The sequence below is a fragment of the Demequina phytophila genome (genome assembly GCF_000971135.1).
Lineage (GTDB): Bacteria > Actinomycetota > Actinomycetes > Actinomycetales > Demequinaceae > Demequina > Demequina phytophila.
Genome location: NZ_BBLW01000002.1, coordinates 43821 through 64152, shown reverse-complemented (window position 1 = coordinate 64152; position 20332 = coordinate 43821). Strand labels below are relative to the sequence as shown.

At 72.5% G+C, this 20332-nt stretch carries 15 protein-coding genes; 9 read left to right on the top strand and 6 right to left on the bottom strand.

Translation table 11 applies throughout. The features are described 5' to 3' along the window. The first annotated feature begins 6 nt into the window (after positions 1–6). Genes AOM01_RS03010 through AOM01_RS03000 form a run of 3 tightly spaced genes read left to right on the top strand, consistent with a single transcriptional unit; the run spans position 7 to position 4102 of the window. Positions 7–918: an ABC transporter ATP-binding protein gene (locus tag AOM01_RS03010; protein ID WP_062288803.1), complete on the top strand. Its 912-nt coding sequence runs from the start codon at positions 7–9 to the stop codon at positions 916–918. Further along, positions 915–2516: an ABC transporter permease gene (locus tag AOM01_RS03005; RefSeq protein WP_062288800.1), complete on the top strand. Its 1602-nt coding sequence runs from the start codon at positions 915–917 to the stop codon at positions 2514–2516. The genes AOM01_RS03010 and AOM01_RS03005 overlap by 4 nt, the downstream gene beginning before the upstream one ends. After that, positions 2513–4102, top strand: coding sequence for a bifunctional phosphatase PAP2/diacylglycerol kinase family protein (locus tag AOM01_RS03000; protein ID WP_062288797.1), 1590 nt, complete (start codon positions 2513–2515; stop codon positions 4100–4102). Before AOM01_RS03005 ends, AOM01_RS03000 begins: the two co-directional genes overlap by 4 nt. Here the strand turns inward: AOM01_RS03000 and AOM01_RS02995 are convergent. Both AOM01_RS02995 and AOM01_RS02990 read right to left on the bottom strand, forming a co-directional pair. Next, on the bottom strand, positions 4089–6317 hold the full coding sequence (locus AOM01_RS02995; RefSeq protein WP_062288795.1) for an ATP-dependent DNA helicase RecG: 2229 nt from the start codon (positions 6315–6317) through the stop codon (positions 4089–4091). The genes AOM01_RS03000 and AOM01_RS02995 overlap by 14 nt on opposite strands. Further along, positions 6314–7828: a DAK2 domain-containing protein gene (locus AOM01_RS02990; protein WP_156155804.1), complete on the bottom strand. Its 1515-nt coding sequence runs from the start codon at positions 7826–7828 to the stop codon at positions 6314–6316. The genes AOM01_RS02995 and AOM01_RS02990 overlap by 4 nt, the downstream gene beginning before the upstream one ends. 219 nt (positions 7829–8047) lie before the next feature. On the opposite strand from AOM01_RS02990, the gene rpmB reads away from it, so the two are divergent. After that, entirely contained in the window at positions 8048–8239 is a 192-nt protein-coding gene (gene rpmB / locus AOM01_RS02985) for a 50S ribosomal protein L28 (RefSeq protein ID WP_062288790.1), read from the top strand. Positions 8240–8355: 116 nt separating this feature from the next. On the opposite strand, the gene AOM01_RS02980 is transcribed toward rpmB, so the two are convergent. Beyond that, complete coding sequence (locus AOM01_RS02980; RefSeq protein WP_062288788.1) at positions 8356–9297, bottom strand: thiamine-phosphate kinase; 942 nt, start codon at positions 9295–9297, stop codon at positions 8356–8358. Between the two features lie 84 nt (positions 9298–9381). On the opposite strand from AOM01_RS02980, the gene AOM01_RS02975 reads away from it, so the two are divergent. Together AOM01_RS02975 and AOM01_RS02970 are read left to right on the top strand one after the other, a co-directional pair. Beyond that, the gene (locus tag AOM01_RS02975) at positions 9382–9708 is read left to right on the top strand and encodes a TfoX/Sxy family protein (RefSeq protein WP_062288786.1); all 327 of its coding nucleotides are present in this window, start codon (positions 9382–9384) and stop codon (positions 9706–9708) included. A 164-nt stretch (positions 9709–9872) separates the two neighbouring features. After that, positions 9873–10349, top strand: coding sequence for a hypothetical protein (locus AOM01_RS02970; protein ID WP_062288784.1), 477 nt, complete (start codon positions 9873–9875; stop codon positions 10347–10349). 45 nt (positions 10350–10394) lie between these two features. Here AOM01_RS02970 and AOM01_RS02965 read toward each other — a convergent pair whose 3' ends face one another. Further along, positions 10395–11747 carry an MATE family efflux transporter gene (locus tag AOM01_RS02965; protein ID WP_062288783.1) on the bottom strand — a complete coding sequence of 451 codons (1353 nt, stop codon included), beginning with the start codon at positions 11745–11747 and terminating at the stop codon, positions 10395–10397. Between the two features lie 92 nt (positions 11748–11839). Here AOM01_RS02965 and AOM01_RS02960 point away from each other — a divergent pair, with 92 nt between their 5' ends. From AOM01_RS02960 to AOM01_RS02950, 3 genes are all read left to right on the top strand, one after another. Then, a complete protein-coding gene (locus AOM01_RS02960) occupies positions 11840–12301 on the top strand; it encodes a DUF3515 family protein (RefSeq protein WP_062288781.1) in 462 nt (153 codons plus the stop codon). A 565-nt stretch (positions 12302–12866) separates the two neighbouring features. Then, positions 12867–16190 (top strand): PQQ-dependent sugar dehydrogenase, encoded by a 3324-nt coding sequence (locus AOM01_RS02955; protein ID WP_062288779.1) that lies wholly within the window; start codon positions 12867–12869, stop codon positions 16188–16190. Between the two features lie 117 nt (positions 16191–16307). After that, on the top strand, positions 16308–17255 hold the full coding sequence (locus AOM01_RS02950) for a sugar phosphate isomerase/epimerase family protein (protein WP_062288777.1): 948 nt from the start codon (positions 16308–16310) through the stop codon (positions 17253–17255). Between the two features lie 377 nt (positions 17256–17632). On the opposite strand, the gene AOM01_RS02945 is transcribed toward AOM01_RS02950, so the two are convergent. Together AOM01_RS02945 and AOM01_RS02940 are read right to left on the bottom strand one after the other, a co-directional pair. Then, entirely contained in the window at positions 17633–18691 is a 1059-nt protein-coding gene (locus AOM01_RS02945; RefSeq protein WP_062288774.1) for an ABC transporter permease, read from the bottom strand. Then, the gene (locus AOM01_RS02940; RefSeq protein WP_062289861.1) at positions 18688–20163 is read right to left on the bottom strand and encodes a sugar ABC transporter ATP-binding protein; all 1476 of its coding nucleotides are present in this window, start codon (positions 20161–20163) and stop codon (positions 18688–18690) included. Before AOM01_RS02940 ends, AOM01_RS02945 begins: the two co-directional genes overlap by 4 nt. Positions 20164–20332 lie beyond the last annotated feature (169 nt).

Sequence of the window (20332 nt, the reverse complement as noted above, 5' to 3'; positions counted from 1 at the left end):
GGCGCCATGCCCGACACGGCACAGGTGATCGAGACCCAGGGGCTCGTCAAGAGGTTCGGCAGGTTCACGGCGCTCGACGGGCTCGACCTGTCCGTGGCGCGAGGCGAGGTGCACGGCTTCCTCGGCCCCAACGGCGCCGGCAAGTCCACCACCATCCGCGTGCTCCTGGGCCTCCTGCGAGCGAACGGCGGCACCGCCCGGCTGCTGGGCGGGGACCCGTGGTCCGACGTCGTGGAGCTGCACCAGCGCCTCGCGTACGTGCCGGGAGACGTCGCGCTGTGGCCGTCGATGAGCGGAGGCGAGGCGATCGACCTGCTGGGGTCGCTGCGCGGCGGCCTCGACGACGCACGCCGCGACGAGCTGGTCGAGCGGTTCGAGCTCGACCCCACCAAGCGCGGCCGCCAGTACTCCAAGGGCAACCGCCAGAAGGTCGCGATCGTCGCCGCGCTGGCGTCCAACGCCGAGCTGCTGATCCTCGACGAGCCCACGTCAGGGCTCGATCCCCTCATGGAGAACGTGTTCCAGGAGGTGCTGGGCGAGGCGAAGGAGCGCGGCACCACGGTGCTGCTGAGCAGCCATATCCTCTCGGAGGTCGAGACCCTCGCGGACCGCCTCAGCATCATCCGCGCGGGCAGGATCGTCGAGACCGGGACCCTCGCACAGATCCGCGGGAACGCGCGCACGAGCGTGCACGCCACCCTCACCCGCACCCCTGCCGCCGCGGACCTCGCGGCCCTGCACGACGTCCACCTCGACGGCGCCCGTCTCACCGCGACGGTGGACGCCGACGGCATCGGCCCGGCGATGTCCGCCCTCGCGCCCTACGGGCTCGAGTCGCTCACCGTGGCTCCCCCGTCGCTCGAGAGCCTGTTCCTGCGCCTCTACGAGGACGAGGGCGACGCGGCAGGCGCCCGATGAGCGCACCGGCCGCCGTGACGGGAGCACCACGCCTCCTGCGCGCCTCGCTCCACCACGAGGCACGCAGCTTCGCGCCGTGGATCGCGATCGTCACGGCACTGTCCGCCTCCTCCGTGCTGGTCTACCCGTGGGTGTTCCCCACCCAGGCCGACCGCGAGGGCCTCGCGACGCTCGTCGGCTCCAACCCGGCGCTCGGGCTGATCTTCGGGCCCGCCTTCGACCTCAGCACCGCGGACGGCTTCAACGCGTGGCGCGCACTCGCGCTCGGCGGGCTGTTCACGGCGCTCGGCGCGATCTTCGTGGTGACGAGGGCCACCCGCGGTCAGGAGGACTCGGGGCAGGCCGAGCTGCTCGCCTCGGGCGTCCTCGGGAGGTCCTCGCGCCTGCTCACGGCCGTCGCGATGGGGCTCGTGATGTCCGTGGTGGTGGGCGTCGTCTCGTTCCTGGTGGCATGGGCGTGCGGCGGCGGTGTCGAGTCGACCGCGCTGCTCAGCGCCACCTTCACGGCGACAGGCTGGATGGGCACGGGCATCGCGGCGGTCACGTCGCAGCTGGGAGCGGAGGCGCGGGCGTCGAGCTCCCTCGCGGTCGCCACGTTCGGCACGCTGTTCATCCTGCGCGGGTTCGCGTACTCGGTCGAGGCCGCCGACTGGGCGATCTGGATCAACCCGCTGGCATGGATGACCGAGACCAAGCCGTCGGTCGACAACAGCTGGGCGCCCCTCGGGCTCGCGGTCGCGCTGACCGCGGTCACGCTTGCGGTCGCGTTCGTCCTGCAGTCGCGGCGCGACTTCGGGCAGGGCGCGATCGCGCCGGCACCCGGGCCCGCGCGCGGCCGCACCCGGTCGCCGTTCGCGCTCGCGCTGCGCCTCAACCGCGGCTCGTTGATCGCGTGGGCGGTCGGGTTCGGGGTGCTCGGCACGGTGTTCGGCTACTTCACCACCGCGATCACGGACCTGCTGTCCGCGGACGAGGGCATCGCGCAGATCCTCGCGGCGGGTGCCACCACTCCCGAGGACCTGTTCGGCGCGTTCCTCGCGACGATCATCAGCCTGGTTGGCATCATCTCCTCCATCGCGTGCGTGCAGATGGTCCTGCGCGTCCGCAAGGAGGAGATGGAGGACCGCGTGGAACCGCTCATCGCGACGCCCGTGTCCCGGCCGCGCTACTACGCCGCGCACGTGGGTGTCGCGCTGCTCGCCGCGCCCGTGTTCCTCACCATCGCGGGCCTCGTCATCGCGTCGTTCGCGTCCGGCGCCGACATCGGCGTGACGTTCGGCGAGGCGCTCGGGCAGGCGCTCGTCACCGTCCCCGCGGTGTGGACGGTCGTCGCCGTGTCGATCGCCGTGGTCGGCGCGCGCCCTCGGCTCGCGATCGCGGCGTGGGCGGGCGTGGTGATCTCGTTCGCGCTCACGCTGCTCGGTCCCACGTTCGGCCTCGACGACTGGGTCCTGGGGATCAGCCCGTACTACCACGTGCCCCACCTCGCCACGTCGGCCTACAGCTGGGGCGGACTCGCGGTGGTCGCGCTCGTGGGCGCGCTGCTGTGCGGGGTGGGGTTCCGCGGCTTCCGGCACCGCGACCTGGCGACGTCGTGACGACCCGCGAGGAGCCCTGGGCGCCGCGCCGCGCGTTCGAGCCGACCGCATTCGCGGTGGCGCTCGGCGCCTACCTGCTGTGGACGTGGGGCGTGGTGTCAGGGTGGGCCGACCGCACGGTCGACACGTGGCTGCCGGAACCCGCGACCTTGCTCGACCCGCGCTCGTACGCGGGTCAGCTGGTCGAGGGCATCGCCCTTTTCACCAACCCCGTCTTCGTGCTCATCCTCGCCCTCGCGTTCGCGGGACGCGCGCTGCGGCGGCGACAGCGGCACCTCGCGGCGGCGCTCGCGATCGCGGCGCTCGGATTCCCCCTCTGGCAGCTCAACCGCGTCCTGGTGCACCGTCCTCGGCCCGAGTCGGCGTTCGACGACTCGATCTCCGCGGTCGGGTACTCGTACCCGTCGGGGCACATCCTCGCGGTCACCATCCTGGTCTGGCTGCTGGTGACCATCGCGAACGCGCAACGACGCTCCACCGGCGCCCGCGTGCGGGTGCGCCTCTGGGGAGGCGCGATCGTGCTGCTCACGGTCGTCAGCCAGTGGGCGATGGGCACCGTCCACCTCTCGGACTCCGTGGGTGGGTGGCTGTTCGGCGTGGTGGTCGCGACGGCGGCGCTGTGGTGGAGCGGCGTCGAGGCCATCTCCGGTTCGCTAGGCCGCGGCCGCGCCGCGCAGCCGGGTCGCCGCGCCGCGGTCATCTACAACCCGACCAAGATCCTCGAGATCGAGTCCTTCCGCCGCCGAGTGACGTTCGCGATGACGCGCGACGGCTGGCAGTCGCCTCTGTGGCTGGAGACCGAGCAGGACGACCCGGGCGACGGGATGGCGCGCGAGGCGCTGGCGAAGGGGGCGGACCTGGTGCTGGTCGCCGGCGGCGACGGCACGGTGCGCGCCGTGTGCGCCGCCCTCGCGGGCACCGGCGTGCCCGTCGCCGTCATCCCCGCCGGCACAGGGAACCTCCTCGGCCGGAACCTGGGCATCCCCCTCGACGAGGACGACGCGCTCGACGTCGCCCTGCACGGCACGCCGCGCGCGATCGACATGATCCGCTGGAGCATGGGCGAGGACTCCGCGGAGTTCGCGGTCATGGCGGGCGTGGGACTCGACGCACAGATCATGCGCGACACCGATCCGCGCCTCAAGAAGCTGGTCAAGGGGGGCGCGTACGTGGTCGCCGGCATCCGCCAGGTCGGCTCGGAGGCGTTCCATGCGAAGGTGACCGTGGATGGCCGCCAGGTGCACGACGGGCGCGCCGTCATGGCCCTGGTGGGCAACGTCGGGCGGTTGCAGGGCGGCATCAACCTCCTTCCCGACGCCGAGGCCGGGGACGGCAGGCTCCACGTGCTGGTCGCCAGCGGCGACGGTCTCGAGGGCATGGTGATGCGCCTGGTGGGATCGATCGCGCGCCGCGGCGGCCGCTCCCCTATGCGGCGGACCGCGGGCAGGCGCGTGGAGGTCGAGCTCGACCGCGACGTGCCGTTCCAGATCGACGGCGACACCGAGGGCACCACGCGGGCGTTCTCTGCCGAGGTGATGCCCGAGGCGCTGCTGGTGATGACGCCGAGGCGGTTCACGACCGGCTGAGGAAGTCCTCGCGGTCCTGGTCCAGCGAGTCGGTGAGCGCGTCCGCGAGCGCCGGCCACGTCGCGAGGGTCGGGTCCGCCGCCACCAGTGCGGCGGCCTCCTCGCGCGCCTCCTCGATCACCCGCGCATCGCGCACCACCCGCAGCAGGCGCAGCGAGTTGCGCCCGCCCGACTGCGCCGCACCCAGGACGTCCCCCTCGCGGCGCAGCTCGAGGTCCTTCTCGGCGAGAGCGAAGCCGTCGGTGGTGGCCGCCAACGCCGACAGCCGCTCGTGCGCGACGCTGCCCGGCTCCGCGTGGGACACCAGCAGGCAGATGCTCGCGCGGTCGCCGCGTCCCACGCGGCCCCGCAGCTGGTGGAGCTGGGAGATGCCGAAGTGCTGCGCGTCGAGGATCACCATCGCGGTCGCCTCCGGGACGTCGACGCCCACCTCGATCACCGTGGTCGCGACCAGCACGGGCGCGGCACCCGACGCGAACCTCGCCATGGCCGCGTCCTTCTCGTCGGCCGCGAGGCGGCCGTGCATGATCCCGATCCCGACTCCCGCGAGACCGGGGTGCCCGGCGAGCAGCTCGGCGACCTCGAGGACCGCCGCGAGCGGCGGGCGAGCCGGGCCGTCCGAGCCGGCCGCGGCATCGTCCCCCGCGGCCGCGTCGACCGGGACCTCCTCGGCCTCCTCCTCGGTGTCGCCGTCGATGCGAGGGCACACCACGTAGGCGCGACCGCCGCGATCGACCTCCTCGCGCACCCGCGCCCACACGCGGTCGATCCAGGCGGCGTTGCCGGCGGGCACCAGGTGCGTCACGGTCTCCTGCCGCCCTGCGGGCCGGTCACTCAGCACCGACGTCTCGAGGTCGCCGAAGACCGTCATCGCGACGGTGCGCGGGATGGGGGTCGCGGTCATCACCAGCGTGTGAGGCACCTGGCGCCCGCGCTCCCGCAGGGCGTCGCGCTGCTCGACCCCGAAGCGGTGCTGCTCGTCGACCACCACGAGGCCGAGGTCCGCGAACTGCACGGTCTCGCTCAGCAACGCGTGCGTCCCGACCACGATCCCGGCGGCACCCGAGGCGGCCTCGGCGAGCGCGGTGCGGCGCTCCCGCGAGCCCTGCGAGCCCGTGAGGAGAGTGACGCGGGTGGCGGCATCCGCCGCGGTGAGCATCCCGCCGTCCGCCAGCGGTCCGAGCAGCGCCCGCAGCGAGCGCGCGTGCTGCGCGGCGAGCACCTCGGTGGGGGCGAGCAGCGCGGCCTGTCCCCCGGCGTCGACCACCTGCAGCATCGCGCGCAGCGCGACCACCGTCTTGCCCGCGCCCACGTCGCCCTGGAGAAGGCGCAGCATGGGGGTGTCGCGCGCGAGGTCCGCCGCGATGGTCGCGCCCACCTCGCGCTGACCATCGGTCAGCCGGTAGGGCAGGCGCGCATCGAGCGCCTCGACCAGTCCGCCGGAGCGCGCCGGCCGCGGCGCGGCCGCGAGCGCCTCGTGATCCGCGCGCCGTCGCGCGAGAGCGGTCTGGAGCACCAGCGCCTCCTCGAAGCGCAGCCGTTCGCGTCCGCGGCGGTGGTCCTGCTCCGACTCGGGCACATGGACCAGCCGCAGCGCCTCGAGCAGCGTCGGCAGGCCGCGACGCTCGCGCAGCTCCTCCGGAAGCGGGTCCGGGACGTCGGCCTCGGTGAGCGGGTCCAGGACGGCGCGCACCGCCCGCCCGATGCGCCAGGTGGGGACCGCTGCGGCGGCCGGGTACAGCGGGATGGGCCGGGACGCCTCGGTGAGGGCCTGGTCCTCGTCGGCGGCGTCGACGCCCACGATGACGTAGTCCGGGTGGGTGAGCTGGCGGCGCCCGCGGTAGTCGCCCACGGTGCCGGTGAAGAGCCCGCGCCGGCCCGGGCGGAGCTTGTCCTCGTGCATGCGCAGCACCCCCGCCCGCTTGGCGAAGAACGTCAGCTGGAGGCTGTCGCGCCCGTCGGTGACGACCGCCTCGAGCATGGCGCCGCCCCGGGAGCGCATCTGGCGCACCGTCGCGGTGCGCACCTGGGCCATCACGGTGACGTGCTCGCCCTCGCGCAGCTGCGCGAGGGGCGTGAGCTCGCCGGGCGCGCCGTAGCGGCGAGCGTAGTGGCGCAGCAGGTCGCCGACCGTGGCGAGGCCGAGCTTCTCCAGGGACCCGGCCGTGCGGGCACCCAACACGGTGGCGAGAGGCTCCTCGAGACGTGCCGTCATGCGGGCGCCGACTCCACGCCGATGAGGATGGGAGGCCACTCCTGGCCGCCCGGGTACACGGCGAGCTCAGCCCCCGGGGAGCGCGCCTCCACGGACGCGCGGGCCTCGTCCCCCACGGATTCGTCGATGCCGCGCGCGAGCACCAGGGTCACCACCTCGGTGCCGGGGCCCACGAGCGTGTCGAGATCCTCGTCGAGCGCGTCTCCCGTGCTCTGCCCCACGGCGGTGGCGGACACGGCGTCGCGCATGAGCGCCGCGACGTCCTCCCCCGGCGTCGCGAGGGCGGAGGCGGCCACGGCGGCGATGACGTGCGCCTCGTGGGACGCCTCGATCACCACCAGGCGCGGCTTGCCTCGCTTGTCCGCCAGGGCGCGCGCGGTCGCGAGGAGCGAGGGGTCTCCCGCCACGACGATCGCCTCCGCACCCGAGGCGTCGCGCACGGCACGGTTGAGGTCCCGCTTGCGCAGCGCGCCGGGATCGGGGACCACCAGGACGACCGCGCCCGCGTCCGCGAGCGGCTCGGCGAGGCCAGGGCACGTGGTGAGCGCGACCACACCGGTCGCGGCGCGGTCCTGCACCGTGCTCATCGTGATGGAGCGGGCGACGATCTGGTGGGCGTCGAGCTCCTCCGCGATCGCGACGGCGCGCGTGGGGTGGTCGGTGTGGACGTGAGCCTGGACCAGGCCGTGCGCCGCGGTCACGGTGACCGAGTCGCCGATGGCCTTGAGGCGCTCGAGCAGGCCCGCGCGGGTGTCCTCCTCGCGCTCGGCGACGAACATCACCTCATACTCGCCGCCGTCCTCGTCGCCGTGGCTCGCGTGGCCCGGCTGCACCACCCGATGCCGGCGACCCGGCAGCTCCCACGCGACGGCGGGATGGTCGGCGAGCGCGCCCTCCCCCGCGATGGCCTCGGCGAGCATCTCGAGCTGGAGCACCAGCGCGGCGGCGCCGGCGTCGACCACTCCGGCGGCGCGCGCGCTGGGCAGCTGCTCGGTGGTCCGGCCGAGCCCGTCGCGGGCGCCGTCGACCGCGGCGACGATGACCTGCTCACGCGACCCCCCTCCGGCGGCCGCCGGCTGCGCGGCGCGTGCGGCCGCACGGGCGACCGTGAGGATGGTGCCCTCGACCGGCGCGCCCACGGCGGCGTACGCGGCCTCCGCCGCACGGCCGAGCGCCAGCGACAGCCCGCGCGCGTCCACGCTCTCGAGGCCGCCCTTGGCGTCGATCACGCGGAGCAGCGCGCTGAGGTACTGGCTGAGGATCACCCCCGAGTTGCCGCGGGCGCCCATGAGCGCGCCGCGGGCGAACGCCGCGGCGACGTCGCGGTGCGAGGCGTCGGCGGGAAGGCGCGCGACGGCGCGGTTTCCCTCCTGCAGGGTGAGGTACACGTTGGTGCCGGTGTCCGCGTCCGCGACGGGGAACACGTTGATGGCGTCGAGCCGGCCGCGCGAGTGGCGCACGGCGTCCATCCCGGACCCGAGCCAGCGGCGCAGGGCATGCGCTTCGCTCACGGGTCACCTCCGGCACTGGACACGGCGCGGGGTCGCCGCTCGCGTACTATCGTGGCACGGCCCGCCGACAGCGAGCGCATCCCCTCCCGGGGTCGCCCGCGCCGCGGGTTTGCCGTACGGGGTGGATCTCGGTTACCCTAGTGCGGTTGCCCGAGCACCCGGGCCCCCAAGCTTTGCGGATCTGAACGTCGATCCGCGCCAGAAACTAGGAGAACTATCGTGGCTGCCACCTGCGACGTCTGCGCCAAGGGACCGTCCTTCGGTCACAGCATCTCGCACTCGCACCGCCGCACCAAGCGTCGCTGGAACCCGAACATCCAGCGCGTGCGTGCCGTGGTCGCGGGTACCCCCAAGCGTGTCAACGTGTGCACCTCGTGCCTCAAGGCCGGCAAGGTCCAGCGCGCCATCTGATGGATGCGCGCGCAAGCGCGCACCGGCGCGGCTGACCGCCGACCCACCCAGAGACGGACGTCCTCCCCGGAGGGCGTCCGTTTTCGCGTGCCCGGGCGCGCCGCGAGCCGGCGGTGTCAGCCCCCGAAGTGGTCCCAGCCCAGCGCGTCCGGCACCTCGCCGTCGACGCGGACGCCGGCGAACGCGTCGGTGGTCTCCCCCACCACGGTCCAGCCCTCGGGCACGGCCTCCGCGCGCGGGAACACCGCGAGCATGTGATGGTCCTCGCCCCCGGTGAGCGCCCAGATGCGGGCGTCCACCAGCAGCTCGGTCGCGGCGAAGCGTGCGCCCTCGTGCACGGGCACGTCCTCGGACCGCAGGTCGATCCCCACCTCGGAGCGACGCGCGATGCGACCGGCGTCGCGCACCAGGCCGTCGGAGATGTCCATGAGGGCGGTGGCGCCGTAGAGCGCCGCCTCGAGGCCGGCGCCGATGCGCGGCCGGGGCCGCAGGAACAGCCCGATGGTCTCCTCGTCGATGCGGCGGCCCTCGGTGAGCTGCACGTAGCCCGCGGCGGCCGCCCCGAGCGGCCCCGACACGGCCACGACCTGCCCAGGAAGGGCATCGTCCCTGGTGATCGGCTCGGTGCCGTGCGTCTCGCCCAGGACGGTGACGGAGATGGCGATGTCGCGCGAGGCGGACAGGTCGCCGCCGACCACGCCCACGCCGTGCGGCTCGCACGCCTCGCGCAGCCCGTCTGCGAAGCGCATCACCCAGTCCGCGTCGAGCGACGGCGGCACGGCGAGCGTGATCTGGAGGGCGGTGGGGACGGCGCCCATCGCGTCGATGTCGGCGAGGTTCTGCATGGCGGCGCGCCAGCCGATGTCCTCCGGGCTCGACCAGTCGAGCCGGAAGTGGTGACCCTCCATGAGCACGTCCGAGGAGACCACGAGGTCGCCGTCGACGGACAGGACCGCCGCGTCGTCGCCGGGGCCGAGGATCTCGGAGTCGGACACGGGCAGCCTGGGGGCGAAGGCCGCGATGAGCGCGTCCTCCCCCATCTCACCGACAGTCGCCATGGGGACAAGCGTAGGGCGGGACGATGCGCGGGCCGGCCACGCGGCCGGGTCGCGGGATCCCCCGGGGTGCGCGAGAGTCGTGCCATGGAGATGCCGCGCCCGACCGAGGAGGCCAAGGCTGCGTTCCGCGCCCTGGTGCCCGACGCGCCCGGGGTCGAGGTGCGGCCCATGTTCGGCCAGCTCGCGGGGTTCGTGACCGGCAACATGTTCATGGCGCTGTACGGCGACCGGGTGACCTTCAAGCTGGCCGCCGTGGACCTGGAGGCGGCGCGCGAGCGCGCCGACGCGGAGCCCTTCGCGCCGGGCGGGAGGACGATGCGCGAGTACGTCTCCCTGCCGGTCACCGCGGCCGGCCTGGAGGGTCTGGCGGAGCGGGCGCTCGCGTACGTCGCGACGCTGCCCCCCAAGTAGGCGGCGCCAGAAGTAGGGGCAGCCTCCCACCACAAATGGGGGCAATCCGGTCATTGCCTCCGCCCCGGGAGACGCGCACCATGGCTCGAGCGGGTGCAGGCACTCGAGCGTCACGCGGGCCCCGGATCCCGCACTCGTGCGCCGGCCCGCGGGGGGAAGTCATCATGCGCATCATCTACCGCGCACTCACTCTCGTCGTCGTCGGGCTCGCCGCCGTGCAGGTCGCCGCCCTGGCGTGGTTCATGGGCGGCGCCATCGCCTGGACCGACGCGGGCCGCACGCTCGACCGTGACCTCATGTGGGACGGCCCGGCGCCGTTCGTCGAGGTGCACGGCCTCGACGTCTACTGGTTCGTCGGCTCCGTCGTGATGCCGGTCGCAGCGGTCGCGGTCGCGATCGCGGCGATCGTGTGGCGCAACGAGCTCGCGATCCTCGCCGCGCTGGTGCTGGTCGGCCTCGCGGTCGGGCAGGCGCTCATCCTCAAGGGCGCGATCGAGGGGCTCGGCGCACCCGCGCTGCAGGGCGCGATCGTGGTCGTCATCGCGGCGATCGCCGCCATCGCGCCCAAGGGCGCGGCCTGGGCCACCGCGAACCGCGAGAAGGTGCGTGCGACCTACGCGCACACGCCGCTCGCGGCCTGACTCCCGGGCGCGCAGGAGGGCCGGCATCGTCGCGATGCCGGCCCTCTATGCGTGAGCGCCCTCGAGCCAGGCGCCGCGCCGGGTGATGCGGGCGTAGGCGATCCCGAGGAAGACCCCGCGGGCCACGTTGAACAGGAGGAACGCGCGCCACAGGTCGTGGTTGGGGGCGTCGTCGAGCCACGCGAACCCGATGAGCAGCACGGGCACGAACACGAGCAGCGCGGACTCGGCCATGGTGATCACCATCGCGCGGGTGCGTCCGGACCCGAGGAACACCCCGTCGAACAGGTAGGCGAGCGAGGACGCGAGGGGCAGCCACACCACCCAGCCGATGTAGGTGTCCGCGGCGGCGGTGACCTCGGGCAGCGAGGTGAGCACCGCGATGAAGGGCCCGGACGCGACCAGGTAGAGCAACGTGAAGACCGCGCCGATGGCGACGGCCGGCACCGCGGACGCCAGCACGGCGCGGTGGAAGACGGGCACGTCGCGGCGGCCGATCTCCCGCGACACCATCGACTCCGCGGCGTGCGCGTAGCCGTCCTGCCCGTAGCTGGCGAGGAGCATGAGCTGCATGAGGATCGCGTTCGCGGCGAGGATCTCCGGCCCGAGGCGGGCGCCGTACGCGGTCACGAAGGTGAGCACCGAGTAGAGGATCGCGGTGCGGATGAACAGGTCCGTGTTCATCGCGGCGAGGCGTCGCCAGCCGCTCCGCAGGCCGCGTCCGCGCCACCGACGTGCGGCGTCCCTGATGCGCGCCGGCGCGGCGCGCCACCACAGCGCGAGGGCGAGCGCGAGCCCCAGCCACTCGGCGACGACGGTCGCCCAGCCTGCGCCGGCGGCACCCCAGCCGAGCCCGCCCACGAACGCGATGTCGAGCACCAGGTTGACCACGTTCACTGTCGCGACGATCGCGAGGGGCCGCTTGGTGTCGCCGGCCCCGACGAACCATCCCGAGATCACCAGCGTGAGCAGCGCGGCGGGCACGGACGCGAAGCGGATCCACGCGTACTGGATCGCCAGCTCGCGCACCTCGCCCGCCGGCGCGAGGACCGCCATGATCGCGGGCACCGCCACCCACTGGAGGAGCACAGCGCCGCCTCCCAGGGCGAGCGCCAGCAGGGCCGCGCGCTGCGCGTGGGTGACCGCGGCATCGTCCCTCCCGGCGCCCAGCGCCCGGCCCACCAGCGACGTGGTGCCCGTGCGCAGGAAGCCCACCAGCCACATCACCGCGCTCAGCACCGTCGAGCCGAGCGCGACGGCGCCGATGTTGGTCGCGTCCGAGAAGTGGCCGAGCATCGCGGTGTCGACCAGGCCCACCAGCGGCACGGTGATGTTGCCGACGATCGCGGGCCACGCGAGCGCGAACGCCCGGCGGTGCGGGAGGCCGGCGAGATTCACACGGTGACGCTATCGCAGGGCTCCGACGGTGGACGATGCGGCGGTCGGGGGCCGCGGTCCGAGTTCGCCCGGGCCGCCCGTAGGCTTGCGGCATGGCCCGCCCCGTCGCTCTGCTGCTGCTCGCGGTGCTGGCGGTGCCGCTGGCGGGATGTGCGAGCCAGTACCCGGTGGACCCCGCGACCTACGCGGCGGACCCCGACTGCGCGCGCGTGATGCTCGCGGTGCCGGACGTGCTCGGCGGGCTCGACTACCGCGAGACCACCTCGCAGGCGACGGCCGCGTGGGGCGACGAGTACCCGCTGGTGATGCGCTGCGGCGTCGAGCCCCCGGGGCCGACCACGGAGCAGTGCCTCGCGGTGGAGACGTCGGGCTCGACAGTCGACTGGCTGGTGACCGAGGAGGACGAGGCGTGGCGGGCTGTCGCGTTCGGGCGCTCCCCCGCCGCCGAGCTGGTCGTGCCGAAGGTGCGCGCGCAGGACGCGATCGGCGACGTCCTCGCGGAGGTGTCGCTCGCGGTCGCGAAGGCGCCGTCCAACGGCCTCGAGTGCCGCTGACCCTTCCCGCAGCGGACGCCCCTCCACACGCCGCGCCGGTGAACGCGCCCGATCCGGTCATGTGCCCGTTCACCATCCGGGGTATGTGTGGATCAGTGGCTCGCTTGCGTGGAGAGGTGCTCGGAAGTCCCCCGCGGTCCCCGAAATCTCCGGAAGATACTAAAGAGTTCCGTTATGCGCTACTTGAACGGAATATCACGCCTTTTGCTTGACGATCGGCAGAAAGCCGATCTAGGTTCGACGCATGATCAGCGACGATCAGCAAAAAGGGTGCCGCAGAATCGCGAGCCACACCCTTGAGGTCCCCGCCTCCTCGCACGCATGGGTGCGCGCGTCGATCGCGGGCCACGCGATGGCAGTCCCCCGCGCATCGGTCGCGGCTCGTCCGACGCGAAGGGAGGCGCCGCGGCACAGGCCGCTCCAGAGCTCTTGAGGCGGACCCGCCGCCTCCGTCCGCGACAACGACGCGGAGGCGACGGGCCCCAGCACACCCACCCGCTTGCGGATGGCGCCACAGCCCCTGTCAGGACTCCGTGGCAACCATCCACCCTGGAAGGAATGCCACATGCATCTTACGCGTCCGGCCTCGGCGACCCTTGTCGTCGCGGCGCTCGCGCTGGTCGCGTCCGGAACGGCCGCATCCGCGCACGACGGAGTGGATCACGACGCCGAGCCAGGCTCAGAAGCCGCGCTCGACTGGTCCAACTACGAGAAGATCCTGCTCACCAAGGACGTCGGCGAGCCGATCGGGATGACGATCCTGCCCGACGGGAGCGTGCTGCACAGCGCCCGCAACGGCGCGATCCGCCACACGGACCCGGCGACGGGCGTGACACGGATCGTCAACACGCTCGATGTCTACGCCAATTCTGAGGACGGCCTCCAGGCCGTCGCGATCTCCCCCGACTACGAGGACTCGGGCTGGGTCTACGCGTACTACGCGCCCCGCGTGATGGAGGACCCGTACCCGGAGACCACACCCACGGGCTCGGCACCGAACAGCCTCCCCGCGGGTGAGGACGAGTCCTACTGGGACATCTGGACCGGGTACAACCAGCTGTCGCGCTTCCAATGGGACGCGGAGGCCGAGACCCTCGACGTCTCCTCCGAGCAGGTGATCCTCCGCGTCGAGACACAGCGTGGACAGTGCTGCCACGTTGGCGGCGACATCGACTTCGACGGCGACGGCAACGTCTACCTGTCGACGGGCGACAACACGCCCGCGAGCACGCCAGGTGCGAACGGCTTCGCCCCGAACAACAACGCCCCCGGTATGAACCCCGGCTTCGACTCGCGACGCGGGGCCGGCAACACCAACGACCTGCGCGGAGCGATCCTGCGCGTGCACCCCGAGGCCGACGGCTCGTACACCATCCCCGACGGCAACCTCTTCGCGCCAGGCACCGAGGGTACGCGGCCCGAGATCTTCGTCATGGGCCTGCGCAACCCGTTCCGCATGGAGGTGGACGCCGCCACGGGCGCGGTGAGCTGGGGCGACTACGGCCCCGACTCCGGAGTCGCCAACGCCGACCGCGGACCCATGGGATACGTCGAATGGCAGAGCACCACCGCTCCGCTCAACGGCGGCTGGCCGTACTGCCACGGCCCCAACGCGAACTACAACGAGTGGGACTACGCCACCGCGACGCCGGGCCCTTGGTTCGACTGCGGCGCCGGCGCGGAGAACAACTCGACCTGGAACACGGGCCTCGACGTCCTGCCGCCGGCGACGGCGCCGCAGATCTACTACGGCGACAACCCGGGCGACCAGCCGTTCGACGAGTTCGTGACATTCGACGCGCAGGGCGGCCAGGGACCCATGGGCGGGCCCACGTTCCACTACGACCCCGACGGCCCCTCGTCGCAGTGGCCCGAGTACTGGGACGGGAAGGCGTTCTTCTACGAGTTCTCGCAGGACTACATCGCGGCTCTCACCATCCCCGACCCCGACGGTCCGGTCACGCACGTCCAGCAGGTGCTGCCCAACGCGGCGCTCACCGACAACGTGCAGGCCATCACCGACAGCCCCATCGACATGGAGTTCGGTCCCGACGGCTCGCTCTACATCCTCGACTACGGCAACGGCTTCTTCCGCCAGAACCCCGAGGCCGGCCTGTACCGCGTCGACTACGCGGCGGGCAACAAGAGCCCGACCGCGGTGATCTCGGCCGATCCCGACTCGTCCTCCGACGCCCCGCTCACCGTGACGCTCGACGGCTCCGGCTCGACGGACCCGGAGGGCGAGGCGCTCACCTACGAATGGGACGTCGACGGCGACGGCGCGTTCGATGACACCGGCGTGTCCGTCACGGCCACCTACGACGAGCTGGGCCAGTACACGGTCCGCCTGCGCGTCACGGACCCCGAGGGTCGCACGGGGCTGACGTCCCGCGCGATCACCGTGGGCAACGTCGCGCCGACCCTCACGGTCGACTGGCCGGCGGACGGCGGGTTCTTCGGCTGGGGCGACGCCGTGCCGTACTCGTTCTCCACCTCGGATCCCGAGGACGGGGACACCACGGTGTGCTCCCACCTCAGCTGGACCTTCGGGCTCGGGCACGACACGCACGCGCACCCCGAGGTGCTCGGCAGCGGTTGCGCGGGCGCGTGGGCCACGCCCGTCGATGCACCCGAGCATGGCGCGACGGAGAAGCTCTTCGGCGTGGTCGTCGCGACCTACACGGACCAGGGCAATGGCGACATCCCGGCCGCGCAGGCGGAGGCCTCGCTGGTGCTCAACCCGTTCGTCCAGGAGGCCGAGCACGCCGACACGCTGACGGGCGTCGAGGTGGGGTCCGACGACACGGCCGGCGGCCTGGCGAAGGTCACGTCGCTCGATCCGGGCGACTCGCTCTCCTGGGACCCGGTGAACTTCATCGGCATCGAGGGTGTCGAGGTCCGCGGTGCCGGCACGGGCACGATCGAGCTCCGCTGGGGCGCGGCCGACGCCGAGCCCTTCGCCACCGCCGAGTTCGACGGGAGCGGCTGGACCGGTGTCGCGGCGAACGTCACGTCGTTCCCGACGGGCACCGGCGAGCTGTTCGTCACGTCCACGGGCGGCGTCGAGCTCGACACGCTCACCTTCCAGGGACCCGGCGTCACCGACGTCACCCCGCCGGAGGCGAGCGCGACGGTCTCCCCCGCCGAGCCGACGGGCGACAACGGCTGGTACACGGGCGGCGTCTCGATCACGGTCTCGGGCACCGACAACGGCGAGATCGACGATGCCGAGGTCTCCGTCGACGGTGGCGAGACGTGGACGAGCCTCCGGTGGGCCTTCTGGGCGTTCCTCCACCGGTTCGACCCGTACCAGCTGACCGGGGACGGCGTCCACGAGGTCCTCTACCGGACCACCGACACGGGCGGCAACGTCTCGGAGGTCGGCTCGGTGACGGTGTCGATCGATGGCACCGCGCCCGACGCGGCGATCACCGGCGTCGACGACGGCGCGACCCTCGGGTCCACCGTCATGCTCGACCTGGGTGTCGAGGCGGAGGACGTGACGTCCGGCGTCGCCTCGACCACGATCACCCTGGACGGCGAGGCCATCGAGGCCGGCACGCTCGACGTGTCGACCCTCGACCTGGGCGAGCACAACCTCACCGCGTCCGCCACGGACACTGCGGGGAACGTCGGCCAGAGCTCGGTCACGTTCACGGTGGAGGCCACGTTCGAGGATGTCGCGGCGCACGTGGCGCGGCTTCTCGACTCGGGCGACCTGACGGCCGCGCAGACGGCACAGATCGAGGCACGTCTCGCTCAGGCGGAGCGGCATCTCGACGCGGGCCGCACAGCCCAGGCGGTCGCCGCGCTGACGCGACTGGCAGGCACGGTCGACGACGCGCTCCTCGCACGCGACATCGAGGCGGTCATCGACTCGCTGTCGTGACGGGAGGGGGCGAGGGACCGTCCCTCGCCCCCTCCCCTCCGGACCGTGGACACCCGCGCCACGGCCACCCCACAGACGGGCGGCAAGGATGCCGTCGAACACAAGGGAGGAAACCCCATGAAGGCGAAGTTCAGCACCAGGAACAAGGCTCTCGCCGCGGCGGCCGCCGCCGCCGTGGCGGGTGGGATCGCGCTCGCCGCACCCGCGACCGCGGCGCCGCCGAGCCCCCACGCCAACGACGCGGCGCAGTGCTCCGGCCGCAGCGTCCCGGCGAGCAAGATCTCGATCCAGCTGTTCAGCTATCTCGGATGGCAGTTCCAGCTGGGCGACATCGAGCCGATCCTCGCCGAGCTCCAGGAGGTCGGCATCAAGAACGTCGAGCCGTTCGGCACGCCAGGCAGCACGTTCAGCTCGTACGGCAACCGGACGGCTGCCGAGTTCCGCGAGCTGCTCAAGGAGTACGGCATCAAGGCGCCGTCCTCGCATGGCAGCACCACGGAGGCGACGTTCCCCACCACTCTCGAGCTGGCGAAGGACCTCGGCCAGAAGTGGGTCGGGTCGGGAGGCTTCGCGGCGCCGGGCATCACCTCGTACGAGAACGTCCTTGCGACGGCGGAGACCATGAACCGCCTGGGCGAGGCGTCGGTGAAGAACGGCACGGGCAAGTTCTTCGGCCACAACCACAACCAGGAGTTCGAGACCATGTACGCCGATCCGGAGACCGGCGAGATGAAGAGCGCCTGGCAGATCCTCGCGGAGAACACCGACCCGCGCTACGTCGCATTCGAGGTCGACGTCTACTGGGCGGTGACCGCGGGCGTCGACGTGCCGGCGCTGCTCGACGAGTACGGCGACCGGATCGACCTTCTGCACATCAAGGACGGCAACGCGCCGTACGGCCGCAGCAACATCACGGACGTGGGCGAGGGCGACATCGACTGGGCTCCGATCCTGGAGGCCGCCCAGGGCAAGGTGCGGTACTACGTCCTGGAGCGCGACGGCGCCCCGAACGACATCGAGTTCGCGAAGGACTCCTTCGAGTACCTCTCCTGCCTGTCGTTCTAGGCACCACCGCGAAGGCCCCGCTTCGGCGGGGCCTTCGTCATGCCCGGCGACCCTCCGCGCCGGCGACCTGCGCGCGGTCGCCGGCCGCCGCATCGTCCCGCTGAGGCGGGGCGTCAGCGGGCATGCGGACGATGCGCGGGTCGCGCGGGCGAGGCCCCGCACCAGTCCTCCACGGCGGTCCTCACCGACGACCTGAGCCGCGACAGCACGCCGGCCGCCCGATCCGCGTGCCCGATGCCCCGTCGCGCCGCTCCCCTGCCTCGAAGGAGCATCCGCCGACCCGGCGCACACGACACGATCCCCGCAGCCCCCTGAGAGCAGGGAGCTGCGGGGATCGTGCGAGCAGGGCCTCGTCGGACCGGCGTGCTCTCCTGGCGTCAGCCGGTCGGGGCCGAGCTGTCGCGGTTGGCGAAGCGCTGCTGGAGCAGCACGGCGACCACGATGATGACGCCCTTCGCGACCAGCTGGACGGACGTCGACAGGTTGTTCTGGGTGAACACGTTGGTGAGCGTCGCGAACAGAAGCACGCCCAGCACGGTGCCGCCGATGGTGCCGCGACCGCCGATGAGCAGCGTGCCACCGACCACGACGGCGGCGATGGCGTCGAGCTCGTACAGCTGGCCGTGCGTGGACGTGCCGGCGGTTGTTCGCGAGAGGAGCATGGTCGCCGCGATGCCCGCGGTCGCACCCGACAGCATGTAGAGGTACGTGAGGTGGCGGCGCACGTTGACGCCCGCGAGCCGCGCGGCGGTCGCGTTGCCGCCGATCGCGACCGTGCGGCGGCCGAACGTGGTGCGGTTGAGCAGGAACCAGCCGGCGACCGAGACGAGCGCGAAGATCCACACCACCCAGGAGATGCCCAGCAGGTCGCCTCGGAAGAAGCTGAGGAATCCCTGGTTCGACACCACCTGGGTCTGCCGCTGGGAGATGAGCTCCGCGAGGCCGCGGGCGGCGACCAGCATGGCGAGCGTCGCCATGAAGGCGACCACCTTGCCGTACGCGATGATGAGGCCGTTCGTGAGCCCGGCGACCACGCCGACCGCGATCGAGACGAACACCATGAGCGGCCAGAACCCGGAGGCGGCGGTCTGGATCGCGCCCAGGCTCGCCACCACGGACGCGAGGCCCAGCACCGACCCGACCGAGAGGTCGATGCCGCCGGCGGTGATCACGAACGTCACGCCGATCGCGACCACGCCGATCACCGACGCGAGACGCAGGATGACGAGCATGTTGTCGAGGTTCATGAAGTCGGAGCCCGCCGTCACCGCGCCGACGAGGATGAGGATCAGGAGCGCGATGATGAGGCCGATGCTGCGGCCGGCCGGCCCGGAGAGCAGGCGCGACGCGACGGAGCGACGCTCCGGCTCGGGGCGCGGGGACTCGGCCGCGGCGGCGACCTCGCTGGATTCGGGGGTGGGGGACCCGGTGCTCACGCGGCACTTCCCTTCATGACAAGGTCGAGCACGCCGTGCTCGTCGATGGACTCGGCGGCGCGGTCCGCGAGGATGCGGCCGTCCGCGATGACGAGCACGCGATCCGCGAGCCCGATGACCTCTTCGATCTCGCTCGACACGATCACGAGCGCCGTGCCGGCGGCCGCGAGCTCGCGGATCAGCCGGTAGATCTCCATGCGGGCTCCGACATCGACGCCACGCGTCGGCTCATCGAGGAGCAGCACGGTGGTGCCGTGGATCAGCCAGCGCGCGAGCATGATCTTCTGCTGGTTGCCGCCGGACAGCGTCCGGGTGATGCGGTCCGGGTCGGCCGGGCGCAGGTCGAGCGCGGCGATCTGTTCGGCGGTCGCCTTGCGCTCGGCGGCCTCGTCGAGCAGCCCGCCCTTCGCGAAGCGCGCGAAGGTCGACAGCGTGGCGTTCTTGAAGATCGGCTCCTCGAGCAGGAGACCCTGGCTCTTGCGCTCCTCCGGGGTGAAGCCCACCCCGGCGACCACGGCATCGTCCACCGCTCCCGACCGCAGGGTCCTTCCGGAGACGCGGACCACGCCGGCGGACGCACGGCGGTGCCCGAAGATGGTCTCGAGCACCTCGGACCGTCCCGAGCCGACGAGGCCCGCGAGACCCACGATCTCCCCGGCGCGCACCGAGAAGCTCACGTCCTGGAACCGGCCGGGCAGCGACAACCCCTCGACCTCGAGCACAGTCGGGGCGTCCGCCGGTACGGGGGTGGCGGGAGGGAAGACGTGCTCGATGTCGGTGCCGGTCATCAGGGCGATGAGCTGGCGGGTGGGAGTGTCGGCGACCGGCAGGTTCGACGCCTCGCTGCGGCCGTCCTTGAGCACGGTGATGCGGTCGCCGATGCGCTCGATCTCCTCGAGCCGGTGCGAGATGTAGATGACGGCGATCCCCTGGCGGGTCAGCTCCCCGACCACCCGGAAGAGGTTGTCGACCTCCTCGGAGTCGAGCACCGAGCTGGGCTCGTCCATGATCATCAGCCGGATGTCATGCGACAAGGCGCGCGCCATGGCGACGATCTGCTTCGACGCGGGCGACAGCGTTCCCACCTCGGTGGAGGGGGTGATGCTGGGGTGGCCGAGCCGCGCCATGAGCTCGCGCGTCCGCTTGGCGGCGGAGCGGCGGTTCAGCACCCCTCCCCTGGCGAGCTCGTGGCCCAGGAAGATGTTCTCCGCCACGCTCAGGCCGTCGACCACGTCGAGCTCCTGATACATGGTGGCGATCCCGAGCTCGAGGCCCGCCACCGGGTTGGCGATGGTCACGACCTCGCCGTTCCAGCGGATCTCGCCCTCGTCGGGTTGATGGGCGCCCGAAAGCGTCTTGATGAGGGTGGACTTGCCCGCGCCGTTCTGCCCGAGCACGCAGTGCACCTCGCCGGCGCGGACGTCGAGGTCCACGCCCTTGAGCGCCCGTGCCGAGCCGAAGGCCTTGGTCAGGCCACGGATCTCCAGTAATGACGTGGAGTGGTCGTCTTCGATCACGCGACGAACATAACACGTCGAGCCGCGGCGCGAAAAGGGCCCGAATCGGTGCGTGTCGCCGCGCGATCACGCCCGTCCTACGCGTGCGCGCGGCCCGATACGCGCGAATTTCGTTGCACAACCG